6 protein-coding genes and 1 riboswitch are annotated in these 14,329 nt (G+C 59.7%); all 6 genes read left to right on the forward strand.

The window, feature by feature from the left end; all coding sequences use genetic code 11:
• Positions 1 to 296 precede the first annotated feature (296 nt).
• Genes H8709_RS00360 through H8709_RS00385 form a run of 6 tightly spaced genes read left to right on the forward strand, consistent with a single transcriptional unit; the run spans position 297 to position 13,962 of the window.
• Entirely contained in the window at positions 297 to 8,054 is a 7,758-nt protein-coding gene (locus H8709_RS00360) for a non-ribosomal peptide synthetase (RefSeq protein ID WP_262396390.1), read from the forward strand.
• 27 nt (positions 8,055 to 8,081) lie between these two features.
• Positions 8,082 to 9,968 carry a histidine kinase N-terminal 7TM domain-containing protein gene (locus H8709_RS00365; protein WP_262396391.1) on the forward strand — a complete coding sequence of 629 codons (1,887 nt, stop codon included), beginning with the start codon at positions 8,082 to 8,084 and terminating at the stop codon, positions 9,966 to 9,968.
• Positions 9,965 to 11,437, forward strand: coding sequence for an HD domain-containing response regulator (locus H8709_RS00370; RefSeq protein ID WP_262396392.1), 1,473 nt, complete (start codon positions 9,965 to 9,967; stop codon positions 11,435 to 11,437). Before H8709_RS00365 ends, H8709_RS00370 begins: the two co-directional genes overlap by 4 nt.
• Positions 11,438 to 11,485: 48 nt before the next feature.
• Positions 11,486 to 13,150: an AMP-dependent synthetase/ligase gene (locus H8709_RS00375; RefSeq protein ID WP_262396393.1), complete on the forward strand. Its 1,665-nt coding sequence runs from the start codon at positions 11,486 to 11,488 to the stop codon at positions 13,148 to 13,150.
• A 28-nt stretch (positions 13,151 to 13,178) separates the two neighbouring features.
• Complete coding sequence (locus tag H8709_RS00380; RefSeq protein WP_262396394.1) at positions 13,179 to 13,409, forward strand: acyl carrier protein; 231 nt, start codon at positions 13,179 to 13,181, stop codon at positions 13,407 to 13,409.
• Between the two features lies 1 nt (position 13,410).
• Complete coding sequence (locus H8709_RS00385; RefSeq protein WP_262396395.1) at positions 13,411 to 13,962, forward strand: 4'-phosphopantetheinyl transferase family protein; 552 nt, start codon at positions 13,411 to 13,413, stop codon at positions 13,960 to 13,962.
• 48 nt (positions 13,963 to 14,010) lie between these two features.
• Positions 14,011 to 14,189: riboswitch (cobalamin riboswitch) on the forward strand.
• Positions 14,190 to 14,329 lie beyond the last annotated feature (140 nt).

Below are 14,329 nucleotides of genomic sequence, written 5' to 3' on the forward strand. Positions count from 1 at the left end.
GCGTGTCCCTCTTTTTTTACGTCCGGCCCGAAAGTCACAACAGCATGAATAAAAATACATATCGTGACTATTTTGTGACCAGAGATCAATGGGAAAGAAAAAAGAGGAAACACGAGAAAACACGAGTTTTTACACAATTTGACAAATATGACGAAAATGTAGAAAAACCCATGTTTTTTTCCTACTTTCCTTGATTTTTTTGCATAAAACCGGTATAAATATAATGAGAACTGTAAGACAACTTTTGGTAATTGACGTAATAGTTTCCGTATCTTTGAAAAAAGGATGGCACTTTTGTGACTAAACTGTATAAGCAAGGCGATGGTTTTGCACTATCCATGAGCCAGAGAAACATCTGGGATTTGGAATGCGCTTACCCGGAAACCTCAATGAACAATATCAGTACCACGATTCGCATTGAAGGACGAGTCGACTTTGTTGTCCTACAAAAAAGTATCCAATTGGCCCTTCAAAGGGACCCCTCCCTGCGCACCCGGCTCTTTGTCCGGGATGGGGAGCCCATGCAGTATCACGCCCCGTTTGAGGCCGAGTCCTTCCCCGTCTACGATTTTTCCCGGACCAGCGCCGAGGGCATTGAGAACTGGGAAAACGCTGTCACCCGGGAGCTCATCCCTCTGACGGGGGGACCGCTCTACCGCTTTGTCCTCTTTCGCAGGGGAGAGCATGAGGGCGGGCTGCTTATCAAAATCCACCACATCATCTCGGACGGCTGGTCCCAGGTGCTTCTCTGCAACCGCATCGCTCAGACTTATTTGGAGCTTCTTTCAGGGAATGAGCCGACCATAGAGGAGAGCCCCAGCTACCGTCTGCACGTGGAAGAGGAGCAAAGTTATCTCGCTTCGGGGGCGTACCGGCGGGATTTGGCCTATTGGGAGGGGATGACCAAGGAGGCGGGGGAGCCGTCGGTCATCAAGAGCGTGCCCAGCGCGGCGGTGAGCCCGGTGGGCTACCGGGCGAGCTTTCAGCTGCCGGAAGTCCTCAACCACGCCATCTATTCCTTTTGCTTACAAAACCGGGTGGCCCCCTTCGCCGTCTTTTATATGGCCCTGGCCATCTATTTTAAACGCATCGGCGGGGCCGACCGCTTCACCATCGGCGTCCCCATCTTCAATCGGACCAGCTTCCTCATGAAGCAGATGACCGGCATGTTTGTCAGCACCCTGCCGTTTTTTAACGACATCAGCGAGGAGTGGAGTCTCGCCCAGTTTAATGAGCGTCTGGCCGAGTCCTGGTATGAGCTATTGCGCCACCAGCGCTTCCCCTTCTCCCACATCAGCCGTCTGATGGAAGAACAGGGGCGGCTTTTCGACATTGTGCTCTCCTATCAAGACAGCAAAATCTATGAGAGCAAGGACGCGTCGGTCCTCTTTTCCGGCCGGTGGCATTACAGCGGCTATCAGGCCGAACAGCTCTGCATCCATCTGAGCAACATGGAAAACCACCGCCGCTATGCGGTGGATTACGACTATCTGACCCAGTTTTTTTCCCGGCAGGAAATCGAAGGGCTGCACCACCGGCTGATGAACATCCTCTCCGAGGCCCTGGCATTGCCGGACAAGCCCCTGCGCTCCCTGTCGGTCCTCAGTGCCCAGGAGCTCGAGCAGGTGGTCTATGGTTTTAACCAGACCGCCCGGCCCGTCCATGAAAAGAGTCTGGCCGGGCGCTTTGCCCAGGTGGTGCGGGAGCATCCGGCCCGGGCGGCGGTCATCTGTGGCGGGGTGCGGACCACCTATGGGGAACTCGATGGGACGGCCCGGCGGGTCTGCGCCGCCATCCGGCAGTCCGCTGCCGCGAAAAACGGCTTGGCCGCCGTCCTCCTGCCCCGGGAATGCGCGCTCTTCGCAGCCTTGGCGGGCATCATGGAGGCGGGATGGGCCCATCTCCTCCTTTCCCCCGACTTGCCGAGTAAGCGCATCGAGGAACTCATCATTCAGAGCGGGGCGGAAGTGCTCATCACCGAAGAGCGGGTGCTCCGGCAGTGCGGGGCGCTCAGTACCGGGATGCCCGTCGTGGAGATGGACCATCTGCCCGAGGCGGGGGAAGAGCCGGTGGAGGAGGGGGACCCAAACGCGCTTGCCTATGTGGTCTACACCTCCGGTTCCACCGGCACGCCCAAAGGGGTGGAAATTAGCCAAGGGAGTCTCCTCAACCTGGTCACGGCCATGGAGGGCGTTTACGGCAAGGGGGCGGTGCTGTCGGTATGCAGCATCGGCTTCGACGCCTTTTTGCTTGAAAGCGCGGTGGCGCTTCTCAATGCCCGGACCATTGTCCTGCCCTCCGACGAGGATTTGGAGTCCCCGGCGGCCCTGGCGGGGCTCATCACCGGCTACGCGGTGGGCTTTCTCTCCCTCACACCGTCCCGGCTTTCGGCCTTTCTCAAAAATTCCGCTTTCCTTTCCGCCATGCGGGGGATGGAGAGCGTTGTCTGCGGCGGGGAGCCCTTCCCCGGGGAATTGCTCGGGCGATTACAAGCGAGCAGCAACGCCCGCATCTATAATCAATACGGCCCCTCCGAAACCACGGTGGGAGTCAGCCTCAAGCTCCTCAATCGGGCCCCCGCCATCACCGCCGGAGCGCCCATGCAAAACTGTCGCCTCTATGTCCTCGACCGCTGGATGAATCCGCTGCCGGTGGGGGTGGCGGGTGATCTCTACATCGGCGGCGTCTGCGTGGGAAAGGGTTACCGCGCCGCGCCGGAACTGACAGAAGCGTCCTTTCTCCCCAGTCCCTTTGAGGCAGGGGAAAGGATCTACCGCACCGGCGACACGGCCTTGTGGAACGAGGCGGGTGAAATTGTGCTGGCGGGGAGAAGCGACCGGCAGGTGAAGCTGCGGGGGGTGCGCATCGAGCCCCAGGAGATCGCCGCGGCGCTCCAAAGCCATCCCCTCGTCCGGGCGGCGGCCGTCCGGGTCTGGAAAGAAGAAACGGGCAGCTTCTTGGCCGCCTACTACACGGCGGAAAGGGAGCTGCCGGAGGGGGAAGTGCTCTCCTTCCTGGCGGACTTTTTGCCCCGGACCATGCTGCCCAGTTTTGCTGTCTATCTGGAGCGCCTGCCCATGACGCCAAACGGAAAGGTGGACGAAAGTGGTCTGCCCTTCCCCAACGCCATGGACGGCGGCCCGGAAGCACCCCAAAACACCTGGGAAGAATTGGTGCTGGACGTCTTCCGCCGGGTGTTAGAGCGCCCCGACATGGCGGTGGAGGGGGACTACTTCCTCCACGGGGGCAATTCCCTCAACGCCATGGAGGTTATCGGCGAGATCGAGGAACGCTGTGGCCGGCGGCTCAGGGTGGCGGAACTCTACGCCTGCCGCACGGCCCGCCGTCTGGCGGAGCATCTGGCCCCCCAGGCCGCCGCGCCTTCCCTCCCGCGGCTCCTGCCCGCGCCGGAGATGGAGGATTACCCCTTAAGCCCCATGCAGGAAAGCTTATATGTCCAGTCCCATCTGGACCCCACGGGCCTTGCCTACCACATGGCGGGGGCCTTCCGTCTGTGGAGTAGTCCGGACCTGCCCCGTTTGGAGGAGGCCTTCCGGAAGCTCATCGAAGAAAATAAGCTGTTGCGCACCCAATTTGTGCAGGGTCCGGGCGGCGTGTCCGCCAGGGTCCGCGAGAGCGCTCCCTTTTCCCTCCCCGTTTTGACGGGAGCGGATTTTGAAGAAGTGTGCGGCCAGTTTTTGCGCCCCTTCGATTTGTCGAAGGCCCCGCTTTTGCGGGCGGCGGTCTGGGAGGAAGCGGAGGACCGTTGGGTTTTGCTCCTCGACACCCACCACATGATCGGCGACGGCCTGGGCACCCCGGTGGTCATGGAGCGCCTCGACGCCCTTTACCGGGGCCTTTCTCCCGAGGCGCCAAGTCTTACCTATCTCGACTATGCTTACGATATATCTAAGCGCGGCGGCGGGGAGGGGGAGGATCTCTCCTACTGGAAATCGCTCCTCACCCCGCTGCCCGAGCCGCTGGAGCTGCCCACCGATTTCCCCCGGCCCCATATCTTCGACTTTCGCGGGGACATCTGTCGCTTCGCCCTTTCCGCCGAGTTAAGCCGAGCCTGCGACGGGCTGTGCGAGAAGGCGGGCGTCTCGTCCTTCGTGCTCTTTGCCGCCGCCATCGGCATCCTTTTGATGCATATCTCCGGCAAAGAGGACTTCGTCCTCGGCGTCCCGGTGTCCCGCAGACAGCGCCCGGAGCTTAAAAAAATGCTGGGCCCCCTCATCGGGACCCTGCCGCTGCGCCTTTCGCCCCGGCGGAAGGAAGGGGTGCGGGCGTATCTCGACCGGTTGCGGGAGACGGTGGCGGAAATGCTCGACCACCAAGAGACTACCCTCGAAGAGATCCTCTCCCAGCTCGCCCTGCCGCGAAGCCTGTCCCAGACGCCGCTTTATCAGGTGATGTTCTCCCAGCGTCCGGTGGAGCAAAACGCCTTCACGTTGGACGGGGAGAGGATGGACTACCTTCCCATTCCCACCAAGACCGCCAAGATGGACCTCAATTTCGAGGCGGGCAGGGAAGGGGACCACTATGAATTTTCCCTGGAGTATGCCTCCAGTTTGTTTACCGGGGACACCGCCCGGTTTTATACCCGCTGTCTGGAAGCGGTTCTGCGCTCCCTGACGGAGAATCCTGAGCAAAAGGTGGGGGAGGTCTGCGCCCTTTCGGTGCGCGACCGCATCGCCCTCATCGACACCCCCAATCATCTCTTTACCCCCTATCTCAACCAGCCCATCCAGGGGCTCTGCGGCAACGAAATCGCCCTGCACCCCGATGCGCCTGCGGTCATCTTCCACGGCCGGGTCACCACCTACCGGCAGTTGGGGGAGCGGGCCAACCAGATGGCCCACGCCCTCACCCGAGCCGGGGCCAAGCCCGGGGACTGTGTCGGATTGGCCCTGCGCCGTACCCCCGACCTCATCGCGGGGATGCTGGGCATCCTTAAAGCGGGCTGCGCCTATGTGCCGCTGCTGTCCTCCTTCCCGGAGGAGCGGCTGCGCAGCATGATGGAGACAGGCCGGGTCCATTTGTGCCTATGCGACAAGGAGACCGCCTCCATCCTGCCCGAAGCCCTGCCCTGTCAAAAGGTGGTGGCACAGGACAACCTTCCCACCCGGTTTCTGGATGTGCCGGTCAAGGGCGGCGACATCATCCACGTCCTCTTCACCTCCGGTTCCACCGGCAGCCCCAAGGGGGTTATGCTCAAACACAGCTCCATCTCCAACCTTTTTGAAGTCATGCGCCGGATGATGGACCCGGTGGAGGGGCCCCTCCTTTGCACCACCAACCTGATCTTCGACACCTTTATCAGCGAGACCCTCTACCCCCTGGCCATGGGTAAGACTATCGTCTTGGCCGACGAGGAGGAAATGCTCCTGCCCTTCCAGATGGCCCGCCTCATGGAGGAAACGGGGGTGGAAATGATGCAGTTTACCCCCTCCCGGCTTCAGATGTGTATGGCGAGCGACGATTTCCGCCGGGCGGCCGGGCGGCTCAAATTCACCATCGTCTGCGGCGAGGTGCTTCCTCCTGCCCTGGTGGAGCAGTTTAAAGCCGTCTGCCCCGGCCGGCTGGTGACCATGTACGGGCCCACCGAGGTCACCGTCTATATGACCACCACCGAGGTTTTCCCCGGGGAGCCCATCACCTTGGGCAGACCCATGCAGAACTGCCGGGTTTATGTCCTGGACGAGGAGCGCAGACCGGTACTGCCCACTGCCGCCGGAGAAATTTATGTGGCGGGGGAATGCGTGTCTGCGGGCTATATCTCCCGGCCCGATCTGACGGAAAAGACCTTCCTCCCCGACCCGTTTTTCCCCGGGGAGATCATGTATCAGACCGGCGACCGCGGCAGGCTCCGCCTGGACGGCTCCTACGACTTTTTGGGCCGCAAGGACGCCCAAGTCAAGCTCAACGGCCAGCGGGTGGAGCTCGACGAGATCACCGGCGCCATCCTGGCTACCGGCCTTGCGGAACAGGCGGCTACCCTGCCTCTGTCGGGGCCGGGGGGCTCCATGGAGCTTTGCGCCTTTTACCTGCCCCGGCAGGGGCGGGAGGCGGGGCCCAAAGAACTGCGCGCTTGTCTGGCAAAGACCCTGCCCGCCTATATGATTCCCTCCAGCCTCCGTCCGCTGGCCCAAATGCCCTACACTCCCACCGGCAAAATTGACCGCCAGACGCTTCTTGCCATGGCGCGAGAGGGCGGGACAGCGCCGGGAAGCGGGGAAAGCCCTCTCCCGGCGGCGGAGGAAGTGTCCGATGCGGCATCGCCCCGCCTGACTTGGCGGGAGGTGCCAGAAAAGGAGGCCACATCGGGCCCCATCCCCTCCTGGCAGCCGGAGGAAATGGCGGCGGAGACGTCAGATTTGGCTGATTTATCTTCCATCCGCCTTGGCGTCGGGACCGGCGCGAAAGAGATAAAAGCGCCCGCCCCGCCCACAGTGAGCGGGCCGCCCGCTTCCGCGCCCAAGGATGCCGCGGAGTCGGAAAGGCCGCCCGCTTCCAGGACCGTGGAAACCGCACAAGCGCTTACAAGGGGAAGCGCCTCCGCGCCCGACTTTTTTGGCTGCGAGACGTCTGCACCCAGCCGCGCGGCGGCCTCCCAAACGTGCGCTAAGGTACCAGCGGAGCATTTGCTCCCGCCGGATGAAAAACTCGCGGCCGCACCGCCCACAGCGGTGACGGGATATGATATTCTAACGATTTGGAAGGGGATTTTGGGGCGGGATAATCTCTCCCCGGAGCGCTCCTTCTTCGAGCAGGGGGGTACCTCCCTGGCGGCGCTGAACGCTTTGAGCCAGTATTATAACCACCGCTGGGAGATGAGCTTGGCCCAGTTTTATGAGCATCCCACCGCCTGTGCGCAGGCGCAGCTTCTCTCCCCCCAAGGGGAGGGAGAAAATACGGCGGCTTACAGGGAGGAAATCCCGCTACCTCGAAAGGTACCCCTATTGCCCTATCACCCGCTTCGGCCTAGCCGCACCGTGCTTCTCACCGGCGGCACCGGATTTTTCGGGGTGCACCTGCTGCGCTCCCTGCTGGACGCCGGCGTTTCCCTCATCGTATGCCTGACCAGAGACGGGGAGAAACGGCGGCTTGTAGACGTGCTGGCCTGGTATTTCGGCAGCGGCTGGGCCGCCAGCGCGGCGGGCCGGATCGAGACAATGGCGGGGGATGTGCGCGAGGAGCGCCTGGGGCTGAGCGAAGAAGCCTACCGGGACTTAGCGGAGAAGATCGACGCCATCTACCACTGCGCCGCCGATGTCCGCCACTACATGGCGGCGGAGGAAGAGGCGCTGGAAACGAATATCACCGGCACCCAAGTGGCGCTGGATTTGGCCCGCAGGACGGGCGTGCCGCTGCACTACATGTCCACCACTAGTATCAGCGGCGAGTATCTCACCGAAGCGCCGGAAAAAGCGGTGGAGTTTACCGAAAACGATTTTGCCATCGGGCAAAACTGGCGGGAAAACGTCTATCTGCGGACCAAGTTTCTGGCGGAAGCCAAGGTCATCCAGGCCATCGGGGAAGGGGTTCAGGCGAGAATTTACCGCCTGGGGCGTCTGGTAGGGCGGATGAGCGACGGCGTCTTCCAGAGAAATCCGGAACAAAACGCCTTTTATCTCCTCCTGCGGGGCTTGGGAGCCCTGGGGGTTCTGCCCCAGAGCTTGGCCGGCGCGCCGGTGGATTTGACCCCCGTCGACTACGCCGCCGACGCGGTGGCGGCGCTGGGGAAAGCGCCCCTGAGCGTCTATCACATCACCCACCCCGCGCCGCCCAACATGGGGGAAGTGGCCGCGGCCGTCTTCCCCGGCATCCAAACCGTTTCGGACGAGGCGTTTGAGAGCTTCCTTTCCCGGATCCCACCGGGGAAAGAGGAGGCCGTGGGCCCGCTCCTCGACTTTTGGAACCACGTTAAAAAGCATCCGCCCCAAATACGGCTTTCCAGCGCCCAGACCTTGGAGCAGCTGCAAAAACTGGGGTTTGACCGGCGGATGCCGCCTCCCAGCCGGCTGCTTTGCGGTTTACACTTTGATTCATGACCCCATGTCAAGGAAAGGATGATCTCTATGGTTTCCGATTTATCCGCCGCCATCTTTGCCGTTTGTTTAATTGCCATCGGCCTCTTTTGCGTTTGGAGCGTCAAAACAGGCCGGATGCAGCTTATACACAAGCTCTATCTCATGATCTCCCTCTCCTTTGCCATTTGGGCGCTGGCTATGCTGGGTATCAAGTTCACTGACCTTGGCAACACGCCGGTCCTCTTTCTCTTCGATGCCCTGACTTATGTGGGCGGAGCTTTTGCCCCGGTGTTCACCTTGTGCATCGCCTTGGTTTTCGCCAAGGGCTATGAGAGGATGCCCAAGTGGAGTTGGGTTCTCTTCATCATGCCGGCGATCACCACCCTGATCGTCTGGACCAATCCCTGGCACCATCTGATGTACAAGGTCTTTTCCGTCATCAAAAGTGAAATCGTCTTTGGGCCTTACATGTATGTAGCGGGACTTTGCAGCTATGTCTATCTGACGGTGAGCCTTGTCATGATGATCACTTTCGCTGTCAAAAACAGCAGCCGGCTTTACCGGATGCAGTGTCTGCTCTTTTCCCTGGGCGGGCTCTGCCCGCTGGCGGTGAGTATGATCGCCACCTTTTCCCCGGTGGATATGCCCATCAGCGCCACCCCCCTCAGCTTTATTCCCACCATCATCTTTAACGGCATCGCCATCTACCAGCTCCACCTCTTCGACATCAAGCCCATCGCCCTCCAGCACATCCTGGACTGGATTCCCGACTGCTATCTCATCCTCAGCGAAAAGGGGCTGGTCATCAGCTTCAATAAGCCCTTTGAGAAATACTTCGCCTCGGTCTACGGCATCCGGGAGAACAAATATCTCTCCGACTGCGCCCGCGAGGAGGACGTCTCGGGCAAGACGGCCATCTATAACATGATCACTGCCGTGGACGCCTGCCGGGAATCGGGCTCGGGCATCTCCTACGAACAGGCGGTGACGGTGAAAAAGGACGACGGCCCGGTGCGGAAAAACTACTACGTCACCGACGTCTCCCCGCTGGACATCAAGGAGAAGCGCTCGGGGTATGTGGTCATCTTTAAGGACATCACGCCCCTCAAAAAGAGCATGCAGCAGCTCCAGGACAGCCAGACCCGCATGATGGAGCAGGAGCGCTTCGCGTTCTTGGGCCAGATGATGGGGGGATTGGCCCACAATCTGAAGACGCCCATCATGAGCATTTCCGGATGTATTTCCGCGGCGGACACTTTGGTGCAGGAGTGTTACGATAGCCTCGACGACCCCCAGGTGGAGCCGGATGACTACCGGGAAATCTACGGGGAAATCCGGGGCTGGTTTGACAAGGTGCGGGAGTCCTCGGCCTACATGTCGGACATCATCACCGCCATCAAGGGCCAGGCCAACAGTGTCAGCGCCTTTGACGACGCGGATTTCACCTTGGAGGAACTCATCAAGCGCACCAACCTCCTCATGCGCCACGAGCTGATGAGCTCGGGCTGCCGGCTGATTTATGAATATGACCCCGACAAGATGATCACCCTCCACGGGGATATCAATAACTTAATTCAGGTGATGAATAACCTGCTCTCCAACGCCATCTACGCTCAAAAGCAGGCGGGCGGCGGCATCATCACCATTGGCATCGGCCAAAAGGACGACCAGCTTCGCATTTTTGTCAAGGACACCGGTCCCGGAGTGGATGAAAAGGTGAGAAACCGGCTCTTCAAAGAAATGATCACCAGCAAGGGAACCATGGGAAGCGGGCTGGGACTGTATATCTCCAACGCCGTAGTGCGCGCCAAGTTCGGCGGCAGCATGTGGGTGGAAGAAAATCCCGGCGGCGGGTCCATCTTTGGATTGTCGCTGCCCATGGATTCCATACGAATTACCGACAAAGATACCCCGAAAGGAGGTGACCGCCAGTGAGACAGCATAAACGCGCTGCCACGACCAATTCCTACTCCATCCTGACCTTGGACGACGATCCCATCATGACCAGTACCCTCCAAGCCTATTTCCAGCGGTCCGGCTACCAGGTGGATGTGGAAAACGACCCCTACCAGGCCATTGAACGGGTGCGGGAGGGCCACTACGACATCCTGCTTCTCGATTTTTTGATGACGCCCATCTGCGGCGATCAGGTGGTGGAGGAAATCCGCAAGTTTAACGGGGAGCTCTTCATCATCCTGCTCACCGGCCACAAGAGTATGGCCCCGCCCCTCAAAACCATCCGGGAACTGGACATCCAGGGCTACTACGAAAAAAGCGACCGGTTCGACCAGCTGGAGCTGCTGGTGGAGTCCTGCGTCAAGGCCATCAAGCAAAACCGAACCATCCGTAGTTATAAAAACGGGCTTTCTTCCATCGTGGAGTCCCTGCCCCAGATCTATCAGCTGCGCTCGGTGGAGGACATCGCCGACAGCATCATCAATAAGGCGGTGGAATTGTTGGGATGTTCCCGGGCCTTTTTGGGGCTCGACGCCCCGCTGACCGGGCTTCTTAACGGGACTGCCGGCCACGAGTTGTTCCGCTGTTTTGGGGTGGCTCCCAGCGGTGAAGAGCTTATGAAGGCGGTGGAGGCGGCCAAAGGCTGCCAGGGCGCCTCGAGACATGAAAAGAAAATCGCCATGCTCGTCCCTGATGAAAAGGAGCGCGCCATGGGCATCATGGGGGTGGAGCTGGAGGAGGAACCCCGCTTTGACCAGGTACAGCTCTTTGAGATCTTTGTCCGGCAGGCGTCGGCCGCCCTCCACAACGCCAGGCTCCACGCCCTGGTTTCCCAGAAAAACAAGGAGCTCACCGAAGCCTACGCCCGTCTGCGGGACGGCTATATGGAGACGGTCAGCGCCATCCGTTCCCTGGTGGACGCCAAGGATATCTATACCCGCGGCCATTCCGACCGGGTATCCCAATATGCCTGCCAGATCGCCAAAGCCATGGGCAAACCCGATGAATACTGCGAGCGGCTGCGGATTGCGGGACTTTTCCACGATATCGGCAAGATCGGCATCCCCGACGAAATCCTGCACCGGGAGGGGAAGCTGGAGCCGGAAGAATATGAGGAAGTGAAAAACCACACTGTCCGGGGCGCTCAAATATTGGCCAATGTTTCCTTTTTCAGCGACGTTGTCCCCATAGTCCGCGCCCACCACGAATGGGTGGACGGCAAAGGTTATCCGGATGGACTTAAGGGGGAAGAGATTCCCGAGGAAGCGCGGATGATCGGGGTGGTGGACGCCTTTGACGCCATGACCTCCCACCGGCAATACCGCAAGAACTTAGATATGCAAATGGCAAGGCAAGAGCTAATCAACGGAAAAGGAACCCAATTCGATGCCGCTATGGTCGACATCTTCTTGGACATCCTGAGCAAAGAGAACCCGGAGGGAAAATAGCACGGGGACGCTGACGTATCACATCAAAAAGCAGGGGGGCTCCTTTTTATGAAAAAATTCCACCTCAACCAGGTCGATTATTATGAAACTTTTCCCGCCTTTTTAGAGGGCATCCGCAACCGCTTTGGAGAAAAGCCGGCGCTATCCTATTTCACCCGCAAAAAGGAAGAGGTCCGGCACAGCTACACTGAACTTGTCCGTGACGTCCATGCCCTGTGCGAGGCCCTGTGCGCCATGGACCTTGACGGCCAGCATGTGGCGCTGGTGGGGGAAAACAGCTACGAGTGGATTGTGGCCTATCTCGCCATCACAGCCACCGGCGGCGTGGCGGTGTGCATCGATATTGAACAGCCCGACGAAAGTATCCGCCAGATGCTCATAACAGCGGGAGTCAAAGCCGCCTTTGTCAGCGAGACCTACCTGCCCATCTGTAAGCCCCTGATAAAAGAGGACGCCTGCCTGCGCCAGCTCATGTTGATGGCGGTGCCGGAGGGGGACGGCCAGTTCCCGAGCCTCACCGAGCTTTGCGCCATCGGCCGGGAGAAAGAGGCGGGGGAAAATTCATTGCGCGGCCGGGTGCAGGTGGACCCGGACCAAACGGCGGCCATCGTTTTTACCTCCGGCACCACCAGCCGCCCGAAGCTCGTCATGCTCACCCAGAAAAACATCCTGCAAAACACCAGCGACGCCATCCTGTATATCTCCGCGGAGGAGAAGGTGTTTACCTCCCTTCCCTTTTATCATACCTACGGTATGACCTGCGCCGTGCTGGGAACCTTGGTGCGTGGGGCGCATCTCTACTTAAACGGGGACTTAAAGACCATGATGCGGGATTTGCATTTGGCCCAACCCGATTCCATCGTCACGGTGCCGCTTATTGTGGAGGCCATCTATAACCAAATCTGGCTGGGGGCCGAAAAGCAGGGCAAGGCCCGGCAGCTGAGACGGCTTCTCAAAATAAACGGCTTGGTCCGGCGGCTGGGGATCCCCTGGCAGAGCAAGACCCTCCTTGGTATCCGGGAAAAGATTGTGGGAAATCTCCACATCGCCGTCAGCGGCGGCGCCCATCTGAGTAAGGAGATTACCAAGGACATGGCCCTCTTTGGCATCTTCATCCTGCAGGGCTACGGCATCACCGAATGTTCGCCGCTGGTGAGCGTCAACTGCAACTACTCCTACCGGATGGGCTCGGTGGGTCATGTGCTGCCCAGCTGCCAGTTAAAGATGGTGGACGGAGAAATCTGGGTCAAGGGTCCCTCGGTGATGAAGGGCTACTACCGGGACGACGAGGCGACAAAGCAGGTGCTGGAAGACGGCTGGTTTAAAACCGGGGACCTGGGGTACCAGGACAAGGACGGCTTCCTCTTTTTGACCGGACGAAAAAAGAACCTCATCGTTTTTAAAAATGGAAAGAAGCTCTCCCCGGAGAAGATTGAGGAGATGATCGGGCGGATACCGCTTGTCAAGGATGTGCTCATCCACGGCATCAAGAGCGGCAACTCGGCCGACGACGTCAAGGTGGCCGCCAGCATCTACCCCGACCCGGAGCGGGCCCGGCAGATGAGCTCCTATGAGATTTTGGAGGAGCTGCAAAAGGAAATTGACCGCATCAACGCCACGCTGCCCCTCTATCAGCAGGTGCAGATGATCAACATCCGGGAGAAGGAGTTTGCAAAGACCGCCTCGCAGAAGATCAAACGGCACATGGTCTAGTCCGGCAAGAGGAAGAAGGAGAATCGCAATGCTTGAACTGATACAGAATATCATCTACCAGGTGACCGGCAAGAGCGGCATCACCTACGACACCGACTTTATCCAGGATTTGGAGCTCAACTCCTTTGACATCATGAACATCATCTGCGCCTTTGAGGACCACTTTGACACCACCATCCCCACCCGGGAGGTCTGGCAGCTCCATCAGGTGCGGGACGTCATCGAGTACATGCGCCAAAAAGGCATTACGGAGCCTTAAGATGGCAGACTTCACCATCATCTATTACCCGCCTGAGAGCGTCTGTCCGCCTGCAATGCGGCTTTCCCGGGCGGCGGCCCTGCTTTTAGACCGGGAGCCGGAGGAGGACGAGGCGCTTTATGAGACAAAGCGGGGCGTGGGGGGAAAGCCTTATTTTGTCAACATGCCGGGGCTTCATTTTTCCCTCTCCCACAGCGGCGGCCACTGGATGTGCGCCTTTGGGAGCGAGCCGGTGGGCCTCGATCTGCAGCGAAAACAGACCTGCGACCGCGCCCGGATTTCCCGCCGCTTTTTCCACCCGGAGGAGGACGATTACCTGCGCCGCACCGGCTACCGGGACTTCTTTTGTGTCTGGGCGGCCAAGGAGAGCTTCGTCAAGCTGACGGGCCAGGGCGTGGGGGATGAAATGCGCCTGTTTTCGGTGGCGGGGGAGGCGGGCATCCGACCGTCGGTGGAGGGGATGCGGCTTTTCTTTCCCCCCTTTGACGAAGACTTTGCCCTGTGTCTTTGCGCCCGAGAGATCGGGCAGGTGAAGATCCTCTACGGCCGGTAGGAAACGGGAGAGGGTCTCGCTTGACAGCGCAAATAAATTCGATTACACTAAATGTACAACGTCCAGGTGCGCCGATGTGGCGCGGACAGGGGAAGCTGGGTGAAATTCCCACGCAAGGCCGTTACTGTGATGGGCGGAAAGACGGCGGGCGATGGTCCGCCCCGTCTGGGAAACCGGACGGGCTTTCCGCCCCAAGCCAGAAGACCTGCCTGAGACGATGCATGCGGCTCTGCGGACGCTGGGGCCGGCGTGACATAGGGCGCGTGGCTGGCAACGCCCTCCTTTTCAAAGGGGTGGAAAGCATCGGCCGCGCATTGATGAGGAAAGATCACGCCGCTCCGGGCATTTGTTACATTTGCCTGGAGCG

It is taken from the genome of Zongyangia hominis, from assembly GCF_014385095.1.
GTDB lineage: Bacteria > Bacillota > Clostridia > Oscillospirales > Ruminococcaceae > Zongyangia > Zongyangia hominis.